The organism is Blastococcus colisei (genome assembly GCF_006717095.1).
Lineage (GTDB): Bacteria > Actinomycetota > Actinomycetes > Mycobacteriales > Geodermatophilaceae > Blastococcus_B > Blastococcus_B colisei.
The window spans coordinates 1116077-1141349 of sequence record NZ_VFQE01000001.1; the positions used below are offsets into that span (position 1 = coordinate 1116077).

Consider the following 25273-nt stretch of genomic DNA (forward strand, 5'->3'; position numbering starts at 1 on the left):
CGTCCGGTGCTCTGGCAGCGGGTCAGGGGGCGGCCGTCTCGGCCGGCGCCTCGGTGCCCGTCGCGCCGTCGGGCTCCTCGAGCAGCGGGTCCGCGGCGAACGTGGGGTTCTCGCAGCTGGCACCGGGCTCAGGAGTGAACTCGGCGTTCAGCGTGAGGAAGTCGGCGAACTGCTTGATGCGGATGTCGTCGACGCTGTCGACCTTGAGCTGGTGGCCCCACGACTGGAGGGAGATGGGTGAGTCCAGCCCCTCGACGGGGGACAGCATCCGCCCGGACTCGTCCTCGACGAGCGCGGCAAGGGTGTCGATCTCGTCCTGCGAGAGAGCCTCGGGGTCGTAGGTGATCCAGACGGCGCCGTGCTCGAGGCTGTGCACGGCGTTCTCGTGCCGGATGTCGACGTCGTAGACCGTGCCCGTGCAGTCGGCCCAGTCCGGGGGCGGGGCGTGCGGACCACCCACCGGCGGCGACTGCTCGTAGTCGACCGGAGTGGTGACGTGCTCCGCGGACAGGTCGTCGTAGACCTGGACCCCGTCGATCTCGTCGACCGCCTCGACCCGGTTGGCGTTGGACTCGTTCACCTGGACCACGGCGTAGGTGATGACCGCGGCGGCGAACACCACCACGGCGAGGGCGCCGGCGATAAGGCCCCAGGGCCGCTGCGGGGCGACGACGTTGGCCGCCGGACGGGTGCGTCCGCCCTTGCCGGCCGTGGCGCCCTTGCCGGCAGGCCTGCCGTTGCCGCTCGCGGGCTTGCGGTCCTTGGCCAAGGCCTCTCCTCATGCTGACGTGACGCTTACGGGGGATGCGGGCACGGACGGCCCTCGCCGGACGAGTCTAGGTCGGGGCCCTGTGCAGACCCTGTGAGCGTGAGAATCCTGTGGCCGGGCGGGTCGACGGGGCAGCCGAGGCCGGTCAGTACGCTCGTGCGGTGACACCTGAGCAGCTGCGGAACGTCGTCCGGACCGTCGTGGCCGCGGCCGTCGACCGTGGCGCCCTCGCGGTCGAGGTGCCCGACGAGGTCGTGGTCGAGCGCCCGAAGAACCGGGCGCACGGCGACTACGCCACCAACATCGCCCTCCGGCTGGCCAAGGCCGCCGGCCGGCCGCCGCGCGAGGTGGCCGAGCTGCTGGCCGGCGACCTCGCCGCGCAGCCCGGCATCGCGGCGGTCGACGTCGCCGGCCCCGGCTTCCTCAACATCACCCTCGCCCAGGGCGCGCTCGGCCGGATCGCGGTCGACGCGGTCACGGCCGGGGCCGCGTACGGGCGAACCGAGGTGCTGGCCGGCCAGAGGCTCAACCTGGAGTTCGTCTCGTCGAACCCGACGGGTCCGGTCCACATCGGCGGCACCCGCTGGGCGGCTGTGGGCGACGCACTGGGCCGGCTGCTCGAGGCCAGCGGTGCCGACGTCACCCGGGAGTTCTACCTCAACGACGCCGGGGCGCAGATCGACCGGTTCGCCAAGAGCTTGCACGCCGCCGCGCTCGGCAGGCCCGTGCCGGAGGACGGGTACGCCGGGAGCTACATCGGGGAGATCGCCCGCCAGGTCGTGGCCCGTGAGCCCGGGCTGCTCGACCGGCCCGCCGACGAGCAGCTGGCGGTGTTCCGCGCCCACGGCGTGGAGCTGATGGTCGCGGAGATCCGCAGCTCGCTGGTCGCGCTCGGCGTCGAGTTCGACGTCTTCTTCTCCGAGACGAGCCTGCACGAGTCCGGAGCCCTGGAGAAGGCGGTGGCCCGGCTGCGCGAGCAGGGGCACGTCTTCGAGCATGACGGGGCCGTCTGGCTGCGGACGACGGACTTCGGCGACGACAAGGACCGGGTACTCATCAGGGCCGACGGCGAGCCGACCTACTTCGCCGCCGACTGCGCCTACTACCTGGACAAGCGGGCCCGTGGCTTCGATCGCGTCGTGATCATGCTGGCCTCGGACCACTCGGGGTACGTGGGCCGCTACAAGGCACTCGTCGCGGCGACCGGCGACGACCCCGACGCCCATCTCGAGATCCTCATCGGGCAGCTGGTCAACCTGCTGCGGGACGGCGAGCCGGTGCGGATGAGCAAGCGCGCGGGCAACGTCGTCACCCTCGACGACCTCGTCGAGGCCATCGGGGTCGACGCGACCCGGTACGCGCTGGCCCGGGCATCCGTCGACCAGCAGATCGACGTGGACGTCGACCAGTGGACGCGGAAGACCAACGACAACCCGGTCTTCTACGTCCAGTACGCGCACGCCCGGATCTCCTCGGTGCTGCGCAACGCCACCGACCTGGGCCTGGCCCTGGGAGAGGCCAGGGACGTCGACGTCACCCAGCTGGTGCACGAGCGGGAGAGCGACCTGCTCCGGGCGATCGGCGAGTTCCCCCGGGTGCTGACGGCAGCCGCCGAGCTGCGGGCGCCGCACCGGGTCGCGCGCTACCTGGAGGAGCTGGCCGGTACCTACCACCGGTTCTACGACTCCTGCCGCGTGCTGCCCCGCGGCGATGAGGAGGCCACGGCGCTGACCACCGCGCGGCTCTGGCTGTGCGCGGCCACGGCGACCGTGCTGCGCAACGGCCTCGACGTCCTCGGTGTCTCCGCCCCGGAGCGGATGTGAGGGCGCACCCTGCGGGACCGCTGCACGGCAACATCCAGCAGCCGACCGCCGCGGGTGCGCCGCCGAGCGACCTCGGCGTCCTGGACCCGCACGTCTGGCCACGCTCGGCCGAGCGGGTCGACGGCGAGTTGCACGTGGGCGGACGCCCGGTCACCGAGCTGGCCCGCGAGCACGGCACCCCGCTGTTCGTCCTCGACGAGGGCGACTTCCGTGGCCGGGCCGCCGACTTCGCGACCGCGTTCGCCGACGCCGACGTGCACTACGCCTCGAAGGCATTCCTCTGCGGGCAGGTGGCCCGCTGGATCGCCGAGGACGGCCTGCACCTGGACGCCTGCAGCGGCAACGAGCTCGCCCTGGCGCTGGCCGCAGGCTTCCCCGCCGAGCGGATCGCGCTGCACGGCAACAACAAGTCGCTGGTGGAGCTCCGCCTGGCCGTCGACTCGGGGATCGGGCACATCGTGCTGGACTCCTTCGACGAGATCGACCGGCTCGTCCCGCTGGCCGAGGCGCGGGTGGCCGCGGGCGGTGCGCCGGTGCCCGTGCTGATCCGCGCGACGGTGGGCATCGAGGCCCACACCCACGAGTTCATCGCCACCGCGCACGAGGACCAGAAGTTCGGCTTCTCCCTGGCCACCGGTGACGCGCTGGCGGCTGCCGTCCGGGTGATCCGGGAGCCGGCACTGCTGCTCACCGGGCTGCACAGCCACATCGGCTCGCAGATCTTCGACACCGCCGGCTTCGAGGCCGCCGCCCACCGGATCGTCGGGCTGCTCGGCCAGGTGCAGCAGGCCACCGGCGAGCTGCTGGGGGAGCTGAACCTCGGCGGAGGGTTCGGCATCGCCTACCTGGCCGAGGACGACCCGGTCACCCCGGCGGACGTCGCCGTCCGGCTGCGGTCGGTCGTCGCCGCGGAGTGCGCTGCCCTCGGGCTGCCGGTGCCCCGCCTGGCCGTCGAGCCCGGCCGGGCCATCGCCGGGCCGGGCACCGTCACCCTGTACGAGATCGGCACGATCAAGCCGGTCCGCCTGGGCGCCAGCGGTGCCCCCGGCACGCCGATGGTGCGCAACTACGTCTCCGTCGACGGCGGCATGAGCGACAACATCCGTACCGCCCTCTACGACGCGAGCTACACCTGCGTCCTGGCCAACCGGACCTCCGAGGCCCCGCCGGCGCTCTGCCGCGTGGTGGGCAAGCACTGCGAGAGCGGCGACATCCTCGTCCGCGACCTGTGGCTGCCATCGGACGTGCAGCCCGGCGACCTGCTCGCGGTCGCCGCCACGGGCGCCTACTGCTGGTCGATGGCCAGCAACTACAACTACCTGCTGAAGCCGCCGGTGGTCGCCGTGCGGGACGGCGGGGCGGAAGAGATCGTGCGGCGTCAGACGCTCTCCGACGTGTTCGCCCTCGACGCCGTCCTCGCGGGCTCGCCCGCGCCCTCGCCGGCGCCCTCCCAGCCGGCGCCCGAACACCCCGTGGGAGCTGGCTCGGCGAGCTCGCGAGTCGATGAGAAGGCATGGTCGTGAAGCCCTTGAAGGTTGCCCTGCTCGGCTGCGGGACCGTCGGCAGCGCCGTCCTGCGCCTGATCGACGAACAGGCCGACGACCTCGCCGCCCGCGTCGGGCGCCCCGTCGAGGTGGCCGGCATCGCGGTGCGCCGTCCGGCCCACCACCCCGACGTCCCGCAGCACCTGCTCACCACCGACGCCCAGGCCCTGGTCAGCCGCGACGACGTCGACCTCGTCGTCGAGGTGATCGGTGGCATCGAGCCGGCCCGGACGCTGATCCTGGCCGCCTTCGAGGCGGGCAAGTCGGTGGTCAGCGCCAACAAGGCCCTGCTGGCCGACGACGGGCCGGCCCTGCACGCCGCCGCGGCGAAGTCCGGCGTCGACCTCTACTACGAGGCCGCGGTCGCCGGCGCCATCCCGCTGCTGCGACCGCTGCGCGAGTCGCTGGCCGGCGACCAGCTCCGCCGCGTGGTCGGCATCGTCAACGGGACCACGAACTACATCCTGTCCCGCATGGCCGAGACCGGCGCCGGCTTCGCCGAGGCGCTCGCCGAGGCCACCGAGCTCGGGTACGCCGAGGCCGATCCGACCGCCGACGTCGACGGGTTCGACGCCGCGGCCAAGGCGGCGATCCTCGCCTCGCTGGCCTTCCACACCCCCGTGTCGGCCGCCGACGTCTACCGCGAGGGCATCTCGGCGGTGTCGGCCACCGACGTCGCGCGGGCCGCCGAGATCGGCTGCACGGTCAAGCTGCTGGCCATCTGCGAGCGGGTGGAGAACGGGAACGGCGACTCGGTCGCCGTCCGCGTGCACCCCGCGATGATCCCGACCACGCACCCGCTGGCGTCGGTCGGCGGCGCGTTCAACGCGGTGTTCGTCGAGGCCGAGGCGGCCGGGCAGCTGATGTTCTACGGGCAGGGCGCAGGCGGAGAGCCGACGGCCAGCGCCGTCCTCGGCGACCTCGTGGCCGTCGCGCGCAACCGGCTGGCCGGGGCCTCGGGCCAGGGGCCGACCGGATACGCCAACCTCGACGTCCGGCCCATCGCCGACACCCCGACCCGCTACCACGTCAGCCTCGACGTGGCCGACAAGCCGGGCGTGCTGGCGACCGTCGCGCAGGAGTTCGCCCGGCACGAGGTGAGCATCGCCACCGTCCGCCAGGACGGGCACGGCGATGCGGCCACGCTGGTGATCGTCACCCACAGCGCCCCCGACGCCGCGCTGTCTGCCACCATCGCCGCGCTGCGGGACATGCCCGCCGTGCGGGGGGTCACGAGCGTGCTGCGCGTGGAGGGGTTGTCATGAGCGTCTCGGGGACGACGGTGTCGCCCGGCTGGCCGGGGCTGATCGAGGCCTACCGCTCCCGCCTGCCGGTGAGCGACGACACCCCGGTGGTGACGCTCCAGGAGGGCGCGACCCCGCTGCTCCCGGCGCCGGAGCTCTCCCGTCGCACCGGCTGCGAGGTGTTCCTCAAGGTCGAGGGCGCCAACCCGACCGGCTCCTTCAAGGACCGCGGCATGACGATGGCGATCACCAAGGCCGTCGAGGAGGGGGCGAAGGCGGTCATCTGCGCCTCGACGGGGAACACCAGCGCGAGCGCCGCGGCCTACGCCGCCCGCGCCGGGCTCACCTGCGCGGTGCTCGTGCCGCAGGGCAAGATCGCGATGGGCAAGCTGGCCCAGGCGCTGGTGCACGGCGCGCAGCTGCTCCAGGTCGAGGGCAACTTCGACGACTGCCTGGCACTGGCCAGCAAGCTCGCGATCGACTACCCGGTCAGCCTGGTCAACAGCGTCAACCAGTACCGCATCGAGGGACAGAAGACCGCGTCCTTCGAGATCGTCGACGTCCTGGGCGACGCCCCCGACATCCACTGCCTGCCGGTCGGGAACGCCGGCAACATCACCGCCTACTGGCAGGGCTACCGCGAGTACTGCGCCGACTCCGACGCCCCCGGCCCCGCCTCGCGCACCCCGCGCATGTGGGGCTTCCAGGCCGCCGGTGCCGCGCCGATCGTCAGCGGTCAGGTCGTGGAGAACCCGAGCACGATCGCCACCGCCATCCGGATCGGCAACCCGGCGTCGTGGACCAAGGCCCTGGCCGCACGCGACGAGTCCGGCGGCCGCATCGACGCCGTCACCGACCGCGCGATCCTGGCCGCCTACCGGCTGCTGGCCCGAAGCGTTGCGGTCTTCGTCGAGCCGGCGTCGGCGGCCTCGGTCGCCGGGCTGCTGCAGGTCGCCGCAGCCGGTGAGCTGGAGCCCGGGCAGCGCATCGTCTGCACCGTCACGGGCAACGGGCTCAAGGATCCCGAGTGGGCGATCTCGGGCGCGCCGGCCCCGGTCACCATTCCCGTGGACGCGGCGGCCGCCGCCGCCCAGCTCGGATTGTGAGCCATGCGGTGCGGGTCCGTGTGCCCGCCACCAGCGCGAACCTCGGGCCGGCGTTCGACTGCGCCGGCCTGGCGCTGACCTGCCACGACGTCCTCGAGTTCGCCGTCCTCCCGTCCGGCCTCGAGGTGTCGGTCTCCGGCGTCGGCGCCGGGGAGCTGCCGGCCGACGAGTCGCACCTCGTCGTCCGCGCGTTCCGGGCGGCCTCTGCCGGCCTCGGCTGGACGCCGCCGGGGCTGCGCGTCGTCGCGGAGAACGGCATCCCGCAGGGGCGGGGGATGGGTTCCTCCGCCGCGGCCGTCGTCGCGGGGGTGCTGGGTGCCTGGGCGCTGTGCCCCGACGTCGAGGCGATCGACCTCGACGCCGTCCTCCGGCTGACCACGGAGCTGGAAGGGCATCCCGACAACGTCGCCGCCTGTCTGCTCGGGGGCGCCACGCTGTCGTGGATGACGCCGGACGGCGCCCGTGCCGACCGGCTGGAGGTCGACGCCACCGTCACGCCCGTCGTCCTCGTCCCCGGCGACACGCTGTCCACGCACGTGGCCCGGGGCCTGCTGCCCGACGTCGTTCCGCACGGCGACGCCGCGCATGCAGCCGGCCGGGCCGCGCTCCTCGTGCACGCGCTGACCCGCGAGCCCGGCCTCCTGCTCGAGGCGACCGAGGACCGGCTGCACCAGCGGCAGCGGGCCGCCGCGATGCCGGAGTCGCTCGCGCTGCTCGACGCGCTGCGCGGGCAGGGGCTGCCCGCCGTGGTCTCCGGCGCGGGCCCGAGCCTGCTCGTCCTCGCCCAGGGGTCGTCCGGCGCCGGGGGCGACCCCTCCACCGCGGACCACCTCCGGACCATCGGTGAACTGGCCCCACCGAGCTGGACGGTCCTCCCGCTGGAGGTGGACGTGCACGGGGCGCGCGTGCTCGATGAAAACCCTCAGGTATCGTCTCGGTAACGAGGAACACACGCCGGACCCACCGGTGTTGTCACGGTCTGTGAGCTGCGTCTAGGCTCACGGCGTAGCCGCCCACTCGGGTGAGCCTCGCGCGGGGCCGAAGCAGACGATCTCTCTTCGCCGCTGATCCGCCTCGCATCTTTCGACCCGATCCCTTCTGCGTTCCCGCCTCCGGGCCGGACCTCCGGGGACCGGGGCACCCCCTGCGCTGCAACGCGCAGGTCACCGCAGGGAAGGACCTGTACGTGAGTGAAACCACCGACCTCGAGGTGACCGGTACGCAGGACGCTGCCGGCCCGACCGAGGCGACTGCCGCTTCTGGGACGACGGGCAGCCCCCGTCGCCGCGGCAACGGACTGTCGGGGATGCTGCTGCCCGAGCTGCAACGGCTCGCCGGCGAGCTGGGCATCTCCGGCACCGGCCGGATGCGCAAGGGCGACCTCGTCGCCGCCATCTCCGCCCGCCAGGTGGGCGGCGGCGACGCCCCGGCCGGCGGCGCGCCCGCGGCCCGCGTCCCCGAGGCCCGTGGCGTCGCGGCGACGTCCGCGCCCCTGGAGGCCCCCGTCAGCGGTGGCGCCAACGGCGGCCCGCTGACCGGCGCGACCGAGACGCCCGAGGCGGTACGTCCCACCCGCACGCGTCGTGGCGCCAGCCGCCCCGCCGGCTCGCCGTCGGCCGATGCGGCCCCCGCAGGCGAGACGACCGAGATCCCCGCTGCCATCGAGTCCGCCGCTCCGGCCGCGCCCTCCACCGACGACGCCCCCGCCGACGGCGACCAGCGCACCGAGGGGGACCGCCCCCAGCGCAGCCGCGACCGTGGCCGTAACCGCGGCGACCGTGACGGAGCCCCCCGCGACGCTGCTCCCCGCGACGGTGGCAACAACCGTGACGGCGGCAACCGTGACGGCGGCGGCGCCCGCGACGGGGGTAACCGTGACGGCGGCAGCGCTCGCGACGGCGGCGCCCGCGACGGCGGCACCCGTGACGGCAACCGTGGTCCCGACCGCGGCGACCGCAACGACCGGGGCGGACGTCCGGACAACCGGAACGACAACCGCAACGACGGCCGGACCAACACCAACGATGACGACGACGACGACTTCGAGGGTGGCCGAGGTCGCCGCGGCCGTCGCTACCGGGACCGCAACAAGCGCGGCGGCAACTCCGGTGGCGGCCGCGACCGCTACGACCAGGGCGAGCCGACGGTCAGCGAGGACGACGTCCTGCTCCCCGTCGCGGGCATCCTCGACGTCCTCGACAACTACGCGTTCGTCCGGACCTCGGGGTACCTGACCGGCCCGAACGACGTGTACGTCTCGCTGTCGCAGGTTCGCCGCTACGGCCTGCGCCGCGGCGACGCCATCACCGGCGCCGTCCGCCAGCCGCGTGAGGGCGAGCGCAAGGACAAGTACAACGCGCTCGTCCGGCTGGACACCGTCAACGGGCTCGAGCCCGACCAGGCGAAGAACCGTGCCGAGTTCACCAAGCTGACCCCGCTCTACCCGCAGGAGCGCCTGCGGCTGGAGACCGAGCCGCACGTGCTGACCACCCGGGTCCTCGACCTGGTCATGCCGATCGGCAAGGGTCAGCGCGCCCTGATCGTCAGCCCGCCGAAGGCCGGAAAGACGATGGTCCTGCAGGCGCTGGCCAACGCGATCACGACCAACAACCCCGAGTGCCACCTGATGGTCGTCCTGGTCGACGAGCGGCCCGAAGAGGTCACCGACATGCAGCGCTCGGTGAAGGGCGAGGTCATCGCCTCCACCTTCGACCGGCCGCCGGCCGACCACACGACGGTCGCCGAGCTCTCCATCGAGCGGGCCAAGCGCCTGGTCGAGATGGGCCACGACGTCGTCGTCCTGCTGGACTCGATCACCCGCCTGGGCCGCGCCTACAACCTGGCGGCCCCTGCCAGCGGGCGCATCCTCTCCGGTGGTGTCGACTCCACGGCGCTCTACCCGCCCAAGCGCTTCCTCGGCGCGGCCCGCAACATCGAGAACGGCGGCTCGCTCACGATCATCGCCTCGGCGCTGGTCGAGACCGGCTCCACGATGGACACGGTCATCTTCGAGGAGTTCAAGGGCACCGGTAACGCCGAGATCAAGCTCGACCGCCGCCTGGCGGACAAGCGGGTCTTCCCGGCGGTCGACGTGAACGCGTCGGGCACCCGCAAGGAAGAGATCCTGATGAACCCCGACGAGCTGGCGATCGTCATCAAGCTGCGCCGGGTGCTCGCCGCGCTCGAGCCGCAGCAGGCCCTGGAACTGCTCCTGGACAAGCTGAAGAAGACGCGCAACAACGTCGAGTTCCTCATGCAGATCCAGAAGACGACGCTCGGGCCGACGAACGACTGAACGAACCCCGGTGCGGTCGGCCGGTCTCCTTCTGGGAGACTGGCCGACTGAGCCCCGCCGGCGGCGCGGAATGACCATCGGCCCGCCGGCGTTCGACCACACGAACACGACAGACTTCTCGGAAGAGGCGCAGGCATGAAGAGCGACATCCACCCGGCCTACAACGTCACCACGGTGACCTGTGGCTGCGGCAACACGTTTCAGACGCGCAGCACGTCCCCGACCGGTCAGCTGACCGTCGAGGTCTGCTCGGCGTGCCACCCCTTCTACACCGGCAAGCAGAAGATCCTCGACACCGGTGGCCGCGTCGCCCGCTTCGAGAAGCGGTTCGGCAAGCGTGCCCCCGCCGGTGCCGAGACGGCCGGTTCCGAGGCCGCCGGCAAGTAGCTCCTCCGACGGCGCCCGTGCCGCCCCCACCCGGGGCGGGGCGGGCGCCGTCGTCATGTCCGCAGCCGTGTCCCGGCGTGTCCGTCCGAGAGGAGTCCACCGATGAGCGCCCCCGACCGCCTCTCGGCGCTGCTCGACGAGCACGCCTCCCTGGAGCGCGAGCTCGCCGATCCGGCGGTGCACGCCGACCAGTCCCGGGCCCGGCGCCTGGGCCGCCGCTACGCCCAGCTCGCTCCGCTCGTGGAGACCGCCCGGGCACTGGACGAGACACGCGGCGACCTGGCGACGGCGCGCGAGCTGGCGGGTGAGGACGCGTCGTTCGCGGCCGAGGCCGCCTCGCTGGAGCAGCGGGTCGAGGAGCTCACCGACCGGCTGCGCGAACAGCTCCTGCCCCGGGACCCCGACGACGACAAGGACGTCATCCTCGAGATCAAGGCGGGGGAGGGTGGGGCCGAGTCGGCACTGTTCGCCGGCGACCTGCTGCGCATGTACCTGCGCTACGCCGAGCGCCGCGGCTGGTCGACCGAGGTGCTCGACGCCGTCGACGCCGAGCTCGGCGGCTACAAGGACGTCGCGGTCGCCATCAAGTCGCGCGGCGACGAGGGGATCTGGTCCCGGCTGAAGTTCGAGGGCGGCGTCCACCGGGTGCAGCGGGTGCCGGTCACCGAGTCGCAGGGCCGCATCCACACCTCCGCTGCGGGCGTCCTCGTGCTGCCCGAGGCCGAGGAGGTCGACGTCACCGTCGACCCGAACGACCTGCGCATCGACGTCTTCCGGTCGTCGGGTCCCGGTGGGCAGAGCGTGAACACCACCGACTCCGCCGTCCGCATCACCCACCTGCCCAGCGGCATCGTGGTCAGCTCGCAGAACGAGAAGAGCCAGCTGCAGAACCGGGAGTCCGCGCTGCGGGTGCTGCGCTCGCGACTGCTGGCCGCCGCCCGCGAGGAGGCCGACGCCCTCGCCAGCGACCAGCGGCGCAGCCAGGTCCGGACCATGGACCGCAGCGAGCGGGTGCGCACCTACAACTTCCCGGAGAACCGGATCGCCGACCACCGCGTCGGCTACAAGGCGCACAACCTCGACCAGGTGATCGATGGTGACCTCGATGCGGTGATCGACGCACTGGTGGCCGCGCACACCGCGGAGCTGCTGGCGGCCGGCTCCTGAACATCAGGCCACTGATGACCGCCGCCGTCCGCCGGCTGACCGACCGCGGTGTCGAGTCCGCTCGTGTGGACGCCGAGCTGCTGCTCGCCCACGTCCTCGGCGTCCCGCGCCGCCGGCTGCTCACCCTCGACGAGGTGACGGACGACGACGCCGCCCGGTTCGGAAGGCTCGTCGAGCAGCGGGCCGACCGGGTGCCCCTGCAGCACCTCACCGGTCGTGCGCCGTTCCGCTTCCTGGAGCTGGCGGTCGGGCCCGGGGTGTTCGTCCCCCGGCCGGAGACCGAGCAGCTCGCCGGCTGGGCGCTCGAGCGGCTGGCCGGTGCCGCCGAACCCCTCGTCGTCGACCTCGGCGCGGGCTCCGGGGCGCTCGCCCTGTCGATCGCGCACGAGCACCGCGGTGCGCGCGTCACCGCCGTCGAGCGCGACCCCGGTGCGATCGAGTGGACCCGGCACAACGCCGCCGTCCGGGCCGCGGCGGGGGACACGCCGGTCGAGGTTCTCGCGGGCGACATGACCGACCCCACGCTGCTACCGGAGCTGGACGGCACCGTCGACCTCGTGGTGTCCAACCCGCCCTACGTGCCCGACGGCGCCCGCGTGCCCCGCGAGGTGGCCGACCACGACCCGCCGCTGGCGCTCTGGGGCGGTCCCGACGGCCTGGACGTCGTCCGCGGGCTCCTGGTCACCGCCGCGCGGCTGCTGCGTACCGGGGCCTGGCTCGGCATCGAGCACGCCGACCAGCAGGGCGGCTCGCTGCCCGCGCTGGTCCGGGCGCACGGCGGCTTCGCCAACGTCCAGGACCACCTCGACCTGGCCGGGCGCCCCCGGTTCACCACCGCCCGCCGGGTGTGATCCGGTCGTGGGGGAGACTCCCTGTCCGTGGCTGACCTCTTCGACTGCGCCGATCCGGAGCAGCGCGCCGCCGGGCTCGACGCCGCGGCTGCCGCCATCGCCCGCGGTGAGCTCGTCCTGATCCCGACCGACACGGTCTACGGCGTCGCGGCCGACGCGTTCACGCCGGCTGCGGTCACCGGGCTGCTGGCCGCGAAGAACCGCGGCCGCACGATGCCGGTCCCCGTCCTGATCGGCGAGGCCTCCACCCTGGCCGGTCTCGTGGTGAACCTGCCGCCCGCGGCCCACGAGCTGGCCCAGGCGTTCTGGCCCGGCGGCCTGACCCTGGTGCTCGAGCACGCACCCTCCCTGGCCTGGGACCTCGGCGACGCCCAGGGCACCGTCGCCGTCCGGCTCCCGGACGACGACGTCGCCCGCGACCTGTTGCGGAAGACGGGACCCCTCGCCGTCTCCAGCGCCAACCGTTCCGGGCGGCCGGCCGCGACGACGGCGGGTCAGGCGGTGGAGCAGCTGGGAAGCCACGCGGCCGTCGTCCTGGACGGCGGCGCGCGGGAGGGCTCGGCGGCCAGCACCATCGTCGACTGCACCGGTCCGGTGCCGCGCGTGCTCCGGATCGGCGCCATCAGCGTCGACCGCCTGCGCGACGTCGTCCCGAACATCACCGACTGAGCCGACGCGAGTGGGCCCGGAGGGTCCGCGGAGCGGCGGCTCGCAGGCCTGGGGTCCCGACGAGCGGGGGCCCGGAGGGCTCCCCGAGGAGCGGACGGCAGCGGCTCAGCGCGCGAGGGGTACGGCACGTGGCCGCGGTGCAGTCCTGAGGACTGCCATGTCGTGGCCGCGGTGCAGTCCGGAGGACTGCCATGTCATGGCCGCGGCGCGATCCGGAGGATCGCAGTGTCATAGTGGGGGATCGCCGCACGTCCTAGCCGGGGCACCGCGGGCAGCCGCAGCGAGTTCGACGGAGTGGGGGTCGGAGATGAGCGCGCCGTCCTCCAGCCACCGCGCCGTCGTCGCCGATGCCCGTAGGCGGTCCGTCGCCCGTCACTGCCCGATCAGCGCCACCTGATCCCGTGCGCGAGTACGCCGTCGTCCTCCTCACCGCCGCGCTGGTCACCTTCCTGACCACCCCGGTGGTGCGCATGGTCGCCATCCGGGCGCGGATGATGGCGGCCCCACGCGAGCGGGACGTGCACGTCATCCCCACCCCCCGCGGCGGCGGCGTCGCGATGTACCTCGGCGTGGCCGCGGCCATCCTGGTCGCCACGCGGCTGCCGGCGCTGCAGCGGACGTTCGAGGACTCCCAGACGATCGCGGTCCTCGTCGCGGGCGGGCTGATCTGCCTGCTCGGCGTCCTCGACGACCGGTGGGGCCTGGACGCGCTGACGAAATTGACCGGTCAGATCGCGGCCGCGGGGGTCATGGTCCTGCTGGGCGTGCAGTTGGCCTTCCTGTTCCTGCCGGTCGCCGACATCGGCACGATCTCGCTCGGTCCCGACATCGGTGTGCCGCTGACGATCCTGCTGACGGTCGCGACGGTGAACGCGCTGAACTTCATCGACGGTCTCGACGGTCTCGCGGCCGGCGTCTCCGCCATCGCGGCGCTGGCCTTCTTCGCCTACAGCTACCACCTCGGGATGGTCGGCTACGACGACGTGGCCAGCGCCCCGGCGCTGATCACCGCGGTTCTCGCCGGCGCCTGCATCGGCTTCCTGCCGCACAACTTCAGTCCGGCGCGGATCTTCATGGGCGACTCCGGCTCGATGCTCGTCGGCCTGATGCTCTCGGCGGCGGCGGTCACGGCGACCGGCGGGGTGGACCCCCAGTCCTTCGACTCGGCGGCCACCCTGCTGCCGCTGGCGCTACCGCTGCTGGTCCCGATCGCGATCCTGTTCATCCCGTTCGTCGACCTGCTGATGGCCGTCGTCCGGCGCACCCGCAAGGGTCAGTCACCGTTCTCGCCGGACAAGATGCACCTGCACCACCGGCTGCTCTCGATCGGCCACTCGCACCGGCGTGCGGTGCTGGTCATGTACTTCTGGGCGGCGCTGCTGTCCTTCGGCGCCGTGGGCCTGTCGATCACCGGCGGTCAGGCGGAGCTGGTCGTGGCGATCGCCGTCCTGCTGGTGGTGGGCGTCGTGGTCGTGCTCAGTCCGCGCGCCCGCCGGGCCGCGCGGGAGGCGCGGGCGGCGGAGCTGGCCGCGCAGCGCGAGCGCAGCCGCGCCGAGCACCCCACGGCCCGCGCCGTCCGGGCGCACGCCGCCGGGCGACCGCCTCGTCCCGGCGAGGGAACCGCCAGGACGACGCCACGTACTCCTGACACCCGAAAGGCCCTCCGATGACTGTTGCAGGACCGCGCCCCACCCGGGGTGACGCACCCTGGGACATCTCCTTCCTCCGGGTCGGCGCCTCGGTCACCGCAGTGGCTGCACTCGTCGGGGCGCTGGTCACCGGCGTGGTCGGCGGCTGGCCGGACGCCGTGGGAGTACTCATCGGCGCCGCGATCGTTACGGCCTTCTTCGCGGTGTCCGGCGTGGTCATCGCGTGGGCCGGCCGGATCGACGACACCTTCACCCTCCCCGCCGCCCTGGGCATGTTCTTCGTCAAGGCGGTCGTCCTCTTCGGCGTGCTGAATGCGCTGCCGGAGGACGGCTGGCTGGACCGTCGGACGCTCGCGTGGACCGTCGTCGTAGGGGCACTGCTGTGGAGCCTGGTCCAGCTCCGGTGGGTGTGGACGCGCCAGCTCTACTACGTGCCGCCCCCCGCGCCGCCCACGGCCTCGGGGACGCCCCGCCCGGACCCGGAAAAGCCCGCGTCAGGCGGCTGAGATAGTGTCCGACCCGATGGCCGAGGACAGCCCTGCTCGTGGAGAGGCTCGACCTCGACCTGCACGTCCGCCCCGGCAGGGCAGCGGTGCCGAGACCGGTTACGCGGTCATCGGGACGATGATCTCCGGAATGGCCGTGTGGGGCGGGGCCGGGTGGCTGCTCGACCAGTGGTGGGACACGCGAGTGTTCTTCCCGGTCGGCGTCATCCTCGGCATGGCTGTGGCGATCTACCTGGTGGTCGCCCGGTACGGAGCCATCGACCCGGCCCCGGGTCAGTGGTCAGCAGGAAACACCCCGGGCGGACGACGGAGCCGGCCCAGGACGCAGAAGGGACAACGGTGACCCCCAGCGCCCTCGCGCTCGACGGCGTGCTCGCTGCCGAAGGATCGGGCGACGGCTTCCAGGCCCCCGGACTCGGCGAGTTCTACCCCGAGGTGATCGCCAGTTTCTCGCTGCTCGGCATCGACTTCGAGATCACCCGGATCACCCTCATCCTCTGGGTGGCGACGCTGGCGATGATCGCTTTCCTCGTGGCCACGGTGCGCAACCCGCAGATCGTCCCCGGCAAGCTGCAGTTCGTGGGGGAGTCGGGTTACTCGCTGGTGCGCGACGGCATCGCGCGTGACGTGGTGGGGCCCAGGGGCCTGCCGTTCGCCCCGTTCCTTGCCTCGCTGTTCTTCTTCATCCTCGCGAACAACCTGATGGCGATCATCCCGTTCGCGCAGATCTCGCCGATGTCGAAGTTCGCCTTCCCGCTGGTGCTCGCCGCGATCTGCTGGGTCCTCTACATCTACATCGGAATCCGCGAGCAGGGAGTCGGGAAGTACTTCAAGGACATCCTCTTCCTTCCCGGCGTGCCCAAGCCGATGTACATCCTGGTCACCCCGATCGAGATCCTCCAGAACTTCATCGTGCGACCGTTCACGTTGGCGGTTCGACTCTTCGCCAACATGTTCGCCGGCCACATGCTGCTGGTCGTCTTCTCCCTCGGCGCGGTCTACCTGTTCAGCCGGGACAACTTCTCGATCGTCTTCGGGCCGGTCTCCGCGCTGATGGCGATCGTGATGACCTTCTTCGAGTTGCTGGTCATCTTCCTGCAGGCCTACGTCTTCACCGTGCTGATGGGCACGTACCTCAACGGTTCGATCGAGGCCGAGCACTGAGCGAACCGCTACACGAACGTCACACCCCTGAACCGCACCACCCGCACGACCCCGCCAGCCGCCCGGCGACCGCCGGGCGACGACAGAGGAGGAACACCCCGCAATGGACGTTCTCGCAGAACTGACCGGCAGCGTCGGCTCGATCGGCTACGGTCTCGCCGCCATCGGCCCCGGCATCGGTGTGGGCATCGTCTGGGCCGCCTACATCCAGGCGACCGCCCGGCAGCCCGAGTCCGCCGGCCTCACCCGTACCTATGCCTTCCTGGGGTTCGCGCTCTCCGAGGCGCTCGCGCTGATCGGCTTCGTCGTCCCCTTCGTCTACGGCACCTGATCCGTACCGTCTGAGTACGGTGACCGACTCTGAGACAGGGACACTGAGAGCATGAGCATCCTCGCTGCGGAGAGCGCCAATCCGCTCCTCCCGCCCGTGGGCGAGATCATCATCGGACTGATCGCCTTCGCGATCGTGCTGTTCGTGATGTTCAAGTTCGTCGCACCGCGCTTCGAGCAGGTCTTCCAGGCCCGGCGCGAGGCGATCGAGGGCGGCATCGAGCGGGCCGAGGCCATGCAGGCCGAGGCCAAGGCCGCGCTGGAGCAGTACCGCGCCCAGCTGGCCGAGGCGCGCAACGAGGCCGCACAGATCCGCGACCAGGCCCGTGCCGAGGGGCAGCAGATCCTCGAGGGGCTGCGCAGCCAGGCGCAGGAGGAATCGGCGCGCATCGTCGCCCGCGGCGAGGAGCAGCTGGCAAGCGCGCGCCAGCAGGTGGTCAACGAGCTGCGTGGCCAGATCGGCACGCTCGCCGTCCAGCTGGCGGGTCAGGTCGTGGGCGAGTCCCTCGCCGACGACGCCCGGCGCAGCGGCACGGTCGACCGCTTCCTCGCCGAGCTCGACGGCATGGCGGCCGGCAGCCCGGACGGACGGACCGGTGGGGCGACCAGCGTCTCGGGGAGCCACCGTTGATGGAGGCCTCCAGCCGGGCGGCACTGGCCGAGGCGCGCGAGCGCCTGGACCAGCTGAGTCGTCCGGCCTCCGGCGTCCTGGAGAAGGCGAAGGACCGGCTGACCGGGCAGCCCGCGCGGGCTGCGTCGGGACCTGAGCTGCTGGCCCTGGCCGACGAGCTGTTCGCCGTCGGCCGGCTGCTGAACGGCCAGCTCTCGCTGCGCCGGGCACTGTCGGACCCGGCGGGCCGTCCGGAGGACCGGGCGGCCCTTGCCCAGCGGCTCTTCGGCTCGAAGGTGTCGTCGACGGCCCTGGACATGGTGGAGACCGTCGCGCGCCAGCGCTGGTCCCACCCCATCGACCTCGTCGACGCCTTCGCCGCACTGGCGACCGAGGCGTCGTTGGACGCGGCGGACGCCCGCGGGGAGCTCGACACCGTCGAGGACGAGCTGTTCCGCTTCGGCCGCATCGTCGCCGGTGACCGCGAGCTGGGCCGCATCCTCAGCGACCGCAAGGCCCCGGCCGAGGGCAAGAGCGCGCTGCTGGACCGGCTGCTCTCGGGACGGGTCAGCCCGGTCACCGAGCAGCTGCTGCGCAACGTGCTCACCGGTCCCCACGTCGGCAGCGCGGAGAACGCCGTCGAGCGGCTCTCCGAGGTGGCCAGCCGGCGCCGGGGCCAGTCCGTGGCCCGCGTCACGACCGCCGTGCCGCTCACCGACGCCCAGGAGCAGCGGCTGACCGAGGTGCTCCGCCGGATCTACGGGCGGACCGTCAATCTGCAGGTCTCCGTCGACCCGGGCGTGCTCGGCGGCCTGATCGTCCAGGTGGGCGATGAGGTCATCGACGGCAGCATCGCCCACCGCCTGGAAGCCGCCGAGCGGCGCCTGGCCGGCTGACCGCCCCACCGACCGACCACCCAGACACCACCCGCAGGGAAGAGGACGACCCATGGCCGAGCTGACGATCTCCGCAGACGAGATCCGCAGTGCCATCCAGAGCTACGTCACCGAGTACAGCCCCGACATCTCCCGCGAGGAGGTCGGCACGGTCACCGAGGCCGGCGACGGCATCGCCCGTGTCGAGGGACTGCCCTCGGTCATGACCAACGAGCTGCTCGAGTTCGAGAGCGGCGTTCGTGGTCTGGCGCTGAACCTCGACGTGCGCGAGGTCGGCGTCGTGGTGCTGGGTGACTTCTCCGGCATCGAGGAGGGCCAGCAGGTCCGCCGCACCGGCGAGGTGCTCTCGGTGCCCGTCGGCGACGGCTACCTCGGCCGTGTCGTCGACCCGCTGGGCAACCCGATCGACGGTGGCGGTCCCATCGAGACCACCGGCCGCCGCGCGCTGGAGCTCCAGGCACCCACCGTGGTGCAGCGGCAGTCGGTGCACGAGCCGATGCAGACCGGCATCAAGGCCATCGACGCGATGACCCCGATCGGTCGCGGGCAGCGCCAGCTGGTCATCGGCGACCGCCAGACCGGCAAGACGGCGATCGTCACCGACACGATCATCAACCAGAAGGAAGCCTGGGCCACCGGCGACCCGGCCCAGCAGGTTCGCTGCATCTACGTCGCCGTGGGTCAGAAGGGTTCGACCATCGCGGCGATCCGCACCGCCCTCGAGGAGGCCGGCGCGATGGAGTACACGACCATCGTCGCCGCCCCCGCGTCGGAGGCCGCGGGCTTCAAGTACATCGCCCCCTACGCCGGCTCGGCCATCGGCCAGCACTGGATGTACGAGGGCAAGCACGTCCTGATCGTGTTCGACGACCTGTCCAAGCAGGCCGAGGCCTACCGCGCGGTCTCGCTGCTGCTGCGCCGCCCGCCGGGCCGCGAGGCCTACCCCGGGGACGTCTTCTACCTGCACTCCCGCCTGCTGGAGCGCTGCGCGAAGCTGTCCGACGAGCTGGGCGCGGGTTCCATGACCGGGCTGCCGCTCGTCGAGACCAAGGGCAACGACGTGTCGGCCTACATCCCGACCAACGTCATCTCGATCACCGACGGGCAGATCTTCCTCGAGACCGGTCTGTTCAACTCCGGTGTGCGCCCGGCCATCAACGTCGGCATCTCGGTGTCCCGCGTCGGTGGCTCGGCCCAGATCAAGGCCATGAAGTCGGTCGCCGGCCGCCTGCGTCTCGACCTCGCGCAGTACCGCGAGCTGGAGGCCTTCGCCTCCTTCTCCTCCGACCTCGACGCCTCCAGCCGCGCCACGCTGGACCGCGGCATGCGCCTCGTCGAACTGCTCAAGCAGGGGCAGTACTCGCCGTACCCGGTCGAGCGCGAGGTCGTCTCGCTGTGGCTGGGCACGACCGGCAAGCTCGACGTCGTGCCGGTGAGCGACGTCCGGCGCTTCGAGTCCGAGTTCCTCGACTTCGTCGCCCGTGGCGACAACGGCATCTTCGACACCATCCGGACGTCGAAGAAGCTCGAGGACGACACGGTGCAGGGCCTGGAGCGTGCGGTCGAGGCGTTCTACGGGCAGTTCACGACCGGTGAGGGCGAGTCGCTCAAGGTCAACGAGCCCGAGGCCGAGGCGATGGATGCGTCCGAGCGTGGCCAGGAGCGCGTCCAGGTCAAGAAGAAGGCCTGACCCATGGCAGCCTCCCTCCGCGCGCTGCGGCGCCGCATCCGCTCCACCCAGTCGACGAAGAAGATCTTCTCGGCCCAGGAGCTGATCGCCGGTGCCCGCATCGTGCGCGCCCAGGCCCGGGTCGAGGCGTCCAAGCCCTACGCCCGGGAGATCACGCGGGTGCTCTCGGCGCTGGCGTCGTCGGCGTCGCTGGACCACCCGTTGCTGAGCGAGCGGCAGAACCCGCGTCGTGCGGCGGTCCTCGTGATCACCTCCGACCGCGGGTTCGCCGGCTCGTACAACGTCAACGTCCTGCGGCGCACGGAAGAGCTGCTCTCGTTGCTGCGGCAGGAGGGCAAGGAGCCGGTCCTCTACGTGGTCGGCCGCAAGGGGGAGACGTACTACTCCTTCCGCGACCGCGAGATGGCCGAGACCTTCACCGGCTTCTCGGAGCAGCCCGGTTACGAGGACGCGCAGAGGGTCGGCTCCGCGCTCATCGACGTCTTCACCGCGGGTGAGGACGACGAGGACGGCGACGCAGGTGCCGACGGCATCCTGGGCGTGGACGAGCTGCACATCGTCTACACCGAGTTCCGCTCGCTCCTCTCCCAGGTGCCCGTCGCCAAGCGGATGGCACCGCTGGAGGTGGAGGAGGTCGAGGAGTTCGACTACGAGCGGGAGGACAGGGAATCGAGCGCAGCGAGCGGCGGTTCCGGCGACTCCGGCGTCCCGACGTCCTACGAGTTCGAGCCGTCCGCCGAGGGGCTCCTCGACGCGCTGCTGCCGAAGTACGTCACCACCCGGATCTACGCGGCGATGCTCGAGGCGGCCGCCTCGGAGTCGGCGTCGCGGCGCCGCGCGATGAAGTCGGCCTCGGACAACGCCGAGGAGCTGGCTAAGAACCTTTCCCGGCAGGCCAACCAGGCCCGCCAGGCCGAGATCACCCAGGAAATCAGTGAGATCGTCGGTGGCTCCGACGCGCTGGTGTCCGCCGGTGCCGGCGACTGAGTCGGGCCGAGCGCCCGACATGAACCACCCGAACACGCGAGACCACCGCAGCCCGAGGGCAGGAGAGCAGTACAGATGACCGTCACCGAGGACCGTCCGATCAACCAGCAGACGCAGGCCGCGGGCCGTGTCGTACGGGTCACCGGACCGGTCGTCGACGTCGAGTTCCCCCGCGACGCGATGCCCGACCTGTTCAACGCCCTGAAGGTCGAGGTCACGCTGGCCGACCTGGGCAAGATCCTGACCCTCGAGGTCGCCCAGCACCTCGGCGAGGGTGTTGTCCGCACCATCTCCATGGCGCCGACCGACGGCCTCGTGCGCGGCGCCGAGGTGCGCGACACGGGGGAGTCCATCACCGTCCCCGTGGGTGACGTCACCAAGGGCCACGTGTGGAACACCCTCGGCGAGTGCCTGGACGAGCCCGGCTACGGCGCGGACGCCACGCGCTGGTCGATCCACCGGCACGCGCCCCGCTTCGACCAGCTCGAGGGGCGCACCGAGCTGCTCGAGACCGGTATCAAGGTCATCGATCTGCTCACGCCGTACGTGGCGGGCGGGAAGATCGGCCTGTTCGGCGGCGCCGGTGTCGGCAAGACCGTTCTCATCCAGGAGATGATCCGCCGGGTCGCTCAGGAGTTCGGTGGTGTGTCGGTGTTCGCCGGGGTCGGCGAGCGCACCCGCGAGGGCAACGACCTCATCACGGAGATGACGGAGTCCGGCGTCATCGAGGCCACCGCGCTGGTGTTCGGCCAGATGGACGAGCCGCCGGGCACCCGTCTGCGGGTGGCGCTCTCGGCGCTGACCATGGCCGAGTACTTCCGTGACGAGCAGAACCAGGACGTGCTGCTCTTCATCGACAACATCTTCCGGTTCACCCAGGCCGGGTCCGAGGTCTCGACGCTCCTCGGCCGCATGCCGTCCGCCGTGGGCTACCAGCCGACCCTGGCCGACGAGATGGGCGAGCTGCAGGAGCGGATCACCTCGACCCGGGGCCGGTCCATCACCTCGCTGCAGGCGATCTACGTGCCCGCCGACGACATCACCGACCCGGCGCCGCACACCACCTTCGCCCACCTCGACGCGACGACCGTGCTCTCGCGGCCGATCTCGGAGAAGGGCATCTACCCGGCCGTGGACCCGCTGGACTCGACCAGCCGGATCCTCGACCCGCAGTACGTGGGCGAGGAGCACTACCAGATCGCCCAGACCGTGAAGCGGATCCTGCAGCGGTACCAGGAGCTGCAGGACATCATCGCCATCCTCGGCATCGACGAGCTCGGTGAGGAGGACAAGGTCACGGTCAACCGGGCCCGGCGCATCGAGCGATTCCTCTCGCAGAACATGTTCGTGGCCGAGGCGTTCACCGGGCAGCCGGGCTCGTTCGTCCCGCTGTCCGAGACGCTGGAGGCCTTCAAGGCCCTGACCGAGGGCACCTACGACCACCTGCCGGAGCAGGCCTTCTTCATGCAGGGTGGGCTCGAGGACCTCGAGAAGAACGCGGAGCGGCTCAAGAAGGGCTGATCCGCCACGACGACCGGACGGCCGGGCTCCTCTTCGGGGCCCGGCCGTCCGCCGTTGTGCGCCCGATGAGGCTCCGGATCCCCTGATCGGGGGGACGGGCCGTCACCCGAGTGAGTGGATCGGGGCTACTGTTCCTCCTGGTCAGCCCTCGGGGTGCCGACCATTCGACCGATGAGCCCGAGCCCCGGGCACCGTGACGAGGATCGACGTGGACCTGGACGACGCCATGCGAGCGAACGTGGAATCCGACAGTGCCGACCCCGGCTGGACCTGGCCCCCGTACGCGCCGGTGCAGTCGGTCGACGGGGAACCCTTCGGCACCGACGAGTGGGCCCCCGCCTCGACCGTCCGACGTCCCTGGGTCCGGCTCGGTCGCTGGACGCTGCTGTACCGCCGGGCCGCCTGACCACGACCCCTTCCGCTCCGCCCTTCGCAGGCTCAGCGCGGCCGAAGCGGCCCGTGCCGGGGAGCTGGCCCGGGGCTGCGCATGCTCGACGACGACATGGCGCTCGTACAAGGAACCCGTCCTCCCCACCCCTCGCATGCTCGGGGCGGTGCCCTGGACGGGGCCGGTGCCGATCGCCTCGCTAGTACCGCGGCCGGCAATGTTTGCCGTCGATGACGGCTCGCGGTTTTGTCGGTGGTGTGGGGCAGGGTGCGGGCGTGCCTCGTCGTCGGGAGTCGTCCGCGCCGCCGGTGGTGTACCGGACGGCGCGGGTGGCGCTGCGGGTGACGGTCGGTCAGCGGCGGCGGCTGTTCGGGTTGCTGCGGTCGGGTGGGGATGTGTGGGCGGCGGTGCTGCTGCTCAACCGCTGGCGCCGGCAGCGTGGTGACCGGCCGATCGTGGGCTATCAGGAGCTGTGCCGGGAGCTGGCCGCCGCCGGGGAGGGCACCTTCGGTGAGCTGTCCACCGTGGGCGCCCGGTCGGTGCTGCGGGCCTACTCGGATGCGTGGATGAGCGCGGCCCGACGCCGCCGGGCCGGCGACGAGACGGCGCGGTTTCCGCGCCGGCGGCGGGGGCTGGTGCCGGTCCGCTTCTACGCCGGCACCTTCACCGTGACCGGCGGGCGGGTGCGGCTGCCGGTGGCTCGCGGCCGCCCGCCGTTGTGGGTGCGGCTGGCCCGCCCGCTCCCGTACCCCGCGGAACAGGTGCGCTCGGTGCGGCTGACGTGTGCTGGGCGGCGGCTGTGCCTGGAGGTCACCGCCGAGGTCCCGGTCGCGGTCTACCCGGCGGGGGCGGGCCCGGATCCGGCTCGGGTCGCCGGCGTGGATCTGGGCATCATCCATCCCTATGCCGTTCTCGCTCCCGGCGGCGGCGAGGGGCCGGAGGCGGCGCTGCTGGTGTCGGGGCGGGCGCTGCGGGCCGAGCACCGGCTGCACCTGGCCGAGGCCAAGGCCCGCGCCCGCGCCGCCGCCCGACGCGCCCCGGCCCGGGGGCAGCGCGGCTCCCGGCGGTGGAAGCAGTTCCGCCGGCGCGGCCGCGCGCTGGAGGGCCGGCACCGCCGGCGACTCGGCCAGGCCCGGCACGAAGCCGCCAAGGCGGTCGTGTCCTGGGCCGTCGGGCAGCGGATCGGCACCCTGGCCGTGGGCGATCCGCGCGGCGTGCTGGCCCGCGACGCCGGGCGGCGGCAGAACAAGGCCGTCCGCGACTGGGCCGTCGGTGACCTGCTGCGGGCGCTGGCCGACAAGGCCGCACAGGCCGGCATCGCCGTCGAGCTGGTCGACGAGCGGGGCACCTCCTCCACCTGCCCGGCGTGCGCCGCCGCGTGGCCAAGCCGCGGGGGCGGGTCTTTGACTGCCGGCACTGCCGGTTCACCGGGCACCGCGATCTGGTCGGTGCCGCCAACATCGCCACCCGCACCACCGCCGTCGCCGGTGGCGGCACCGGTGGTGGACCTGTCGTCGGCGGTTCGTCGCCGGTGACCACGCACCGTCGAGCCGGCCGGCACCTGCCCGGTGCCGGCCGGTCCCGGCGTGATCCCCGTCGCGGACTGATCAGCCGGCCCCCCGGCCGGCCGATCCCCACCGATCCGGTGGGTCGCGGCGGCGGGTCCATCTGGCCCGCCGTGGCCCGCCCCGCAACCGGTCCTGGTTCCGGGGAGTCGCTCGCCGGCACCCGCCGCGAGGATCAGGCACCGCCCCCCGGGCGAACCTTGCCTGACACGGCACTAGAGTGGAGGCCCCGTCCGTGATCCCGAGGAGTGTCGTGGCGACCCTGCAGGTCGAGTTGGTGGCCGTCGAGCGGAAGATCTGGTCCGGCGAGGCGACGATGGTCATCGCCCGCACGACCGAGGGTGAGCTGGGCGTGCTGCCCGGTCATGCACCGCTGCTGGGCGAGCTGGCCGGAGGCGGCGTGGTCACGATCCGCACCGAATCCGGCGAGGACGTCGTGGTCGCCGCTCACGGCGGGTTCCTCTCGGTGACCGAGCGGGGGGTGTCGATCCTCGCCGAGACGGCGGAGATCGCCGGCGAGATCGACGTCGAGCGGGCGCGCGAGGCGCTGCGTCGTGCCGAGGGCAACGGGGACGACCCGGAGGCCGTCGACGCGGCCCGTCGTGCGCAGTCCCGCCTGCGGGCAGCCGGCGAGAGCGCCTGATCCACCCCCGCTGACCGATCCGCGTCGTAGCCGGTCGCCCCGTGAACACGGTCCTGCTGGTCCTGCTCGGCGGTCTCGTCGTAGCGCTGGTCGTCGCCTTCCTGCTGCGCCGCCGTTTCCTGCTCTCCGGCCTCGGCGCGGTCACCATGTGGCTGCGTCCCGTCGGCTCGGCCCGCTGGTCGGTGGGCGTCGCCTGGTATGCCGGCGACATGCTCCTCTGGTACCGCGGGCTCTCCCTCGCCGTCCGGCCGCACGAACGCTTCTGCCGCTCGGGCCTGCGCGTGGAGTCCCGCCGCAGCGCGGGGCGGGACGACCTCGCCCTGCCCTCGGACGTGGTGGTCCTCGCCATCGCTACCCCGGAAGGGCCGCGCGAGCTGGCGATGGACAGCTCGACGGTGACCGGCTTCCTGTCCTGGGTGGAGTCGGCCCCACCCGGCAGTTAGCGGAAGGACCCCCTGCCACCCACCAC

General features: G+C 72.5%; 25 protein-coding genes. 24 read left to right on the plus strand and 1 reads right to left on the minus strand.

Translation table 11 applies throughout. From position 1 onward, the window contains the following. Positions 1–22 precede the first annotated feature (22 nt). Positions 23–769 (minus strand): thioredoxin-like domain-containing protein, encoded by a 747-nt coding sequence (locus FHU33_RS05340; RefSeq protein ID WP_142024420.1) that lies wholly within the window; start codon positions 767–769, stop codon positions 23–25. 161 nt (positions 770–930) lie between these two features. On the opposite strand from FHU33_RS05340, the gene argS reads away from it, so the two are divergent. The 24 genes from argS (at position 931) to FHU33_RS05465 (ending at position 25247) form a co-directional block, all read left to right on the plus strand. After that, a complete protein-coding gene (argS, locus tag FHU33_RS05345) occupies positions 931–2592 on the plus strand; it encodes an arginine--tRNA ligase (RefSeq protein WP_142024421.1) in 1662 nt (553 codons plus the stop codon). Beyond that, positions 2589–4115: a diaminopimelate decarboxylase gene (gene lysA, locus FHU33_RS05350; RefSeq protein WP_142024422.1), complete on the plus strand. Its 1527-nt coding sequence runs from the start codon at positions 2589–2591 to the stop codon at positions 4113–4115. The genes argS and lysA overlap by 4 nt, the downstream gene beginning before the upstream one ends. Continuing rightward, the gene (locus tag FHU33_RS05355) at positions 4106–5401 is read left to right on the plus strand and encodes a homoserine dehydrogenase (RefSeq protein WP_142024423.1); all 1296 of its coding nucleotides are present in this window, start codon (positions 4106–4108) and stop codon (positions 5399–5401) included. Before lysA ends, FHU33_RS05355 begins: the two co-directional genes overlap by 10 nt. After that, on the plus strand, positions 5398–6486 hold the full coding sequence (thrC, locus tag FHU33_RS05360) for a threonine synthase (protein ID WP_211355005.1): 1089 nt from the start codon (positions 5398–5400) through the stop codon (positions 6484–6486). The genes FHU33_RS05355 and thrC overlap by 4 nt, the downstream gene beginning before the upstream one ends. A 20-nt stretch (positions 6487–6506) precedes the next feature. After that, positions 6507–7427 carry a homoserine kinase gene (thrB, locus tag FHU33_RS05365; RefSeq protein ID WP_246063283.1) on the plus strand — a complete coding sequence of 307 codons (921 nt, stop codon included), beginning with the start codon at positions 6507–6509 and terminating at the stop codon, positions 7425–7427. 245 nt (positions 7428–7672) lie between these two features. Beyond that, positions 7673–9781 (plus strand): transcription termination factor Rho, encoded by a 2109-nt coding sequence (gene rho / locus FHU33_RS05370; protein WP_142024424.1) that lies wholly within the window; start codon positions 7673–7675, stop codon positions 9779–9781. 135 nt (positions 9782–9916) lie between these two features. Continuing rightward, positions 9917–10168, plus strand: coding sequence for a 50S ribosomal protein L31 (gene rpmE / locus FHU33_RS05375; protein WP_142024425.1), 252 nt, complete (start codon positions 9917–9919; stop codon positions 10166–10168). Positions 10169–10270: 102 nt separating this feature from the next. Beyond that, positions 10271–11335, plus strand: coding sequence for a peptide chain release factor 1 (prfA, locus tag FHU33_RS05380; RefSeq protein WP_142024426.1), 1065 nt, complete (start codon positions 10271–10273; stop codon positions 11333–11335). A 14-nt stretch (positions 11336–11349) separates the two neighbouring features. Then, the gene (gene prmC / locus FHU33_RS05385) at positions 11350–12186 is read left to right on the plus strand and encodes a peptide chain release factor N(5)-glutamine methyltransferase (protein WP_142024427.1); all 837 of its coding nucleotides are present in this window, start codon (positions 11350–11352) and stop codon (positions 12184–12186) included. Between the two features lie 27 nt (positions 12187–12213). After that, positions 12214–12855 (plus strand): L-threonylcarbamoyladenylate synthase, encoded by a 642-nt coding sequence (locus tag FHU33_RS05390; RefSeq protein WP_142024428.1) that lies wholly within the window; start codon positions 12214–12216, stop codon positions 12853–12855. A gap of 401 nt (positions 12856–13256) precedes the next feature. Beyond that, positions 13257–14525, plus strand: coding sequence for a glycosyltransferase family 4 protein (locus FHU33_RS05395; RefSeq protein WP_142024429.1), 1269 nt, complete (start codon positions 13257–13259; stop codon positions 14523–14525). Beyond that, a complete protein-coding gene (locus FHU33_RS05400; RefSeq protein WP_142024430.1) occupies positions 14522–15010 on the plus strand; it encodes a Cg1360 family ATP-synthase-associated protein in 489 nt (162 codons plus the stop codon). The genes FHU33_RS05395 and FHU33_RS05400 overlap by 4 nt, the downstream gene beginning before the upstream one ends. Positions 15011–15140: 130 nt before the next feature. Beyond that, positions 15141–15353: a hypothetical protein gene (locus tag FHU33_RS05405; RefSeq protein ID WP_246063284.1), complete on the plus strand. Its 213-nt coding sequence runs from the start codon at positions 15141–15143 to the stop codon at positions 15351–15353. Further along, positions 15350–16174, plus strand: a complete 825-nt coding sequence (gene atpB, locus FHU33_RS05410) for a F0F1 ATP synthase subunit A (protein WP_142024432.1) — start codon at positions 15350–15352, stop codon at positions 16172–16174. Before FHU33_RS05405 ends, atpB begins: the two co-directional genes overlap by 4 nt. Positions 16175–16277: 103 nt before the next feature. Further along, positions 16278–16505: an ATP synthase F0 subunit C gene (gene atpE, locus FHU33_RS05415; protein ID WP_142024433.1), complete on the plus strand. Its 228-nt coding sequence runs from the start codon at positions 16278–16280 to the stop codon at positions 16503–16505. Between the two features lie 51 nt (positions 16506–16556). Further along, a complete protein-coding gene (locus tag FHU33_RS05420) occupies positions 16557–17135 on the plus strand; it encodes a F0F1 ATP synthase subunit B (RefSeq protein WP_142024434.1) in 579 nt (192 codons plus the stop codon). Beyond that, on the plus strand, positions 17135–18010 hold the full coding sequence (locus FHU33_RS05425) for a F0F1 ATP synthase subunit delta (protein WP_142024435.1): 876 nt from the start codon (positions 17135–17137) through the stop codon (positions 18008–18010). The genes FHU33_RS05420 and FHU33_RS05425 overlap by 1 nt, the downstream gene beginning before the upstream one ends. 52 nt (positions 18011–18062) lie before the next feature. After that, on the plus strand, positions 18063–19700 hold the full coding sequence (atpA, locus tag FHU33_RS05430; protein ID WP_142024436.1) for a F0F1 ATP synthase subunit alpha: 1638 nt from the start codon (positions 18063–18065) through the stop codon (positions 19698–19700). A 3-nt stretch (positions 19701–19703) separates the two neighbouring features. Then, on the plus strand, positions 19704–20687 hold the full coding sequence (locus FHU33_RS05435) for a F0F1 ATP synthase subunit gamma (RefSeq protein ID WP_142024437.1): 984 nt from the start codon (positions 19704–19706) through the stop codon (positions 20685–20687). Between the two features lie 75 nt (positions 20688–20762). After that, a complete protein-coding gene (gene atpD / locus FHU33_RS05440; protein WP_142024438.1) occupies positions 20763–22208 on the plus strand; it encodes a F0F1 ATP synthase subunit beta in 1446 nt (481 codons plus the stop codon). 208 nt (positions 22209–22416) lie between these two features. Then, complete coding sequence (locus tag FHU33_RS05445; RefSeq protein WP_142024439.1) at positions 22417–22614, plus strand: hypothetical protein; 198 nt, start codon at positions 22417–22419, stop codon at positions 22612–22614. A gap of 257 nt (positions 22615–22871) precedes the next feature. Then, a complete protein-coding gene (locus tag FHU33_RS05450; protein WP_170182331.1) occupies positions 22872–24131 on the plus strand; it encodes an RNA-guided endonuclease InsQ/TnpB family protein in 1260 nt (419 codons plus the stop codon). A 283-nt stretch (positions 24132–24414) separates the two neighbouring features. Next, on the plus strand, positions 24415–24804 hold the full coding sequence (locus FHU33_RS05460) for a F0F1 ATP synthase subunit epsilon (RefSeq protein ID WP_142024441.1): 390 nt from the start codon (positions 24415–24417) through the stop codon (positions 24802–24804). Positions 24805–24845: 41 nt separating this feature from the next. Continuing rightward, positions 24846–25247 carry a DUF2550 domain-containing protein gene (locus FHU33_RS05465; RefSeq protein ID WP_142024442.1) on the plus strand — a complete coding sequence of 134 codons (402 nt, stop codon included), beginning with the start codon at positions 24846–24848 and terminating at the stop codon, positions 25245–25247. Positions 25248–25273 lie beyond the last annotated feature (26 nt).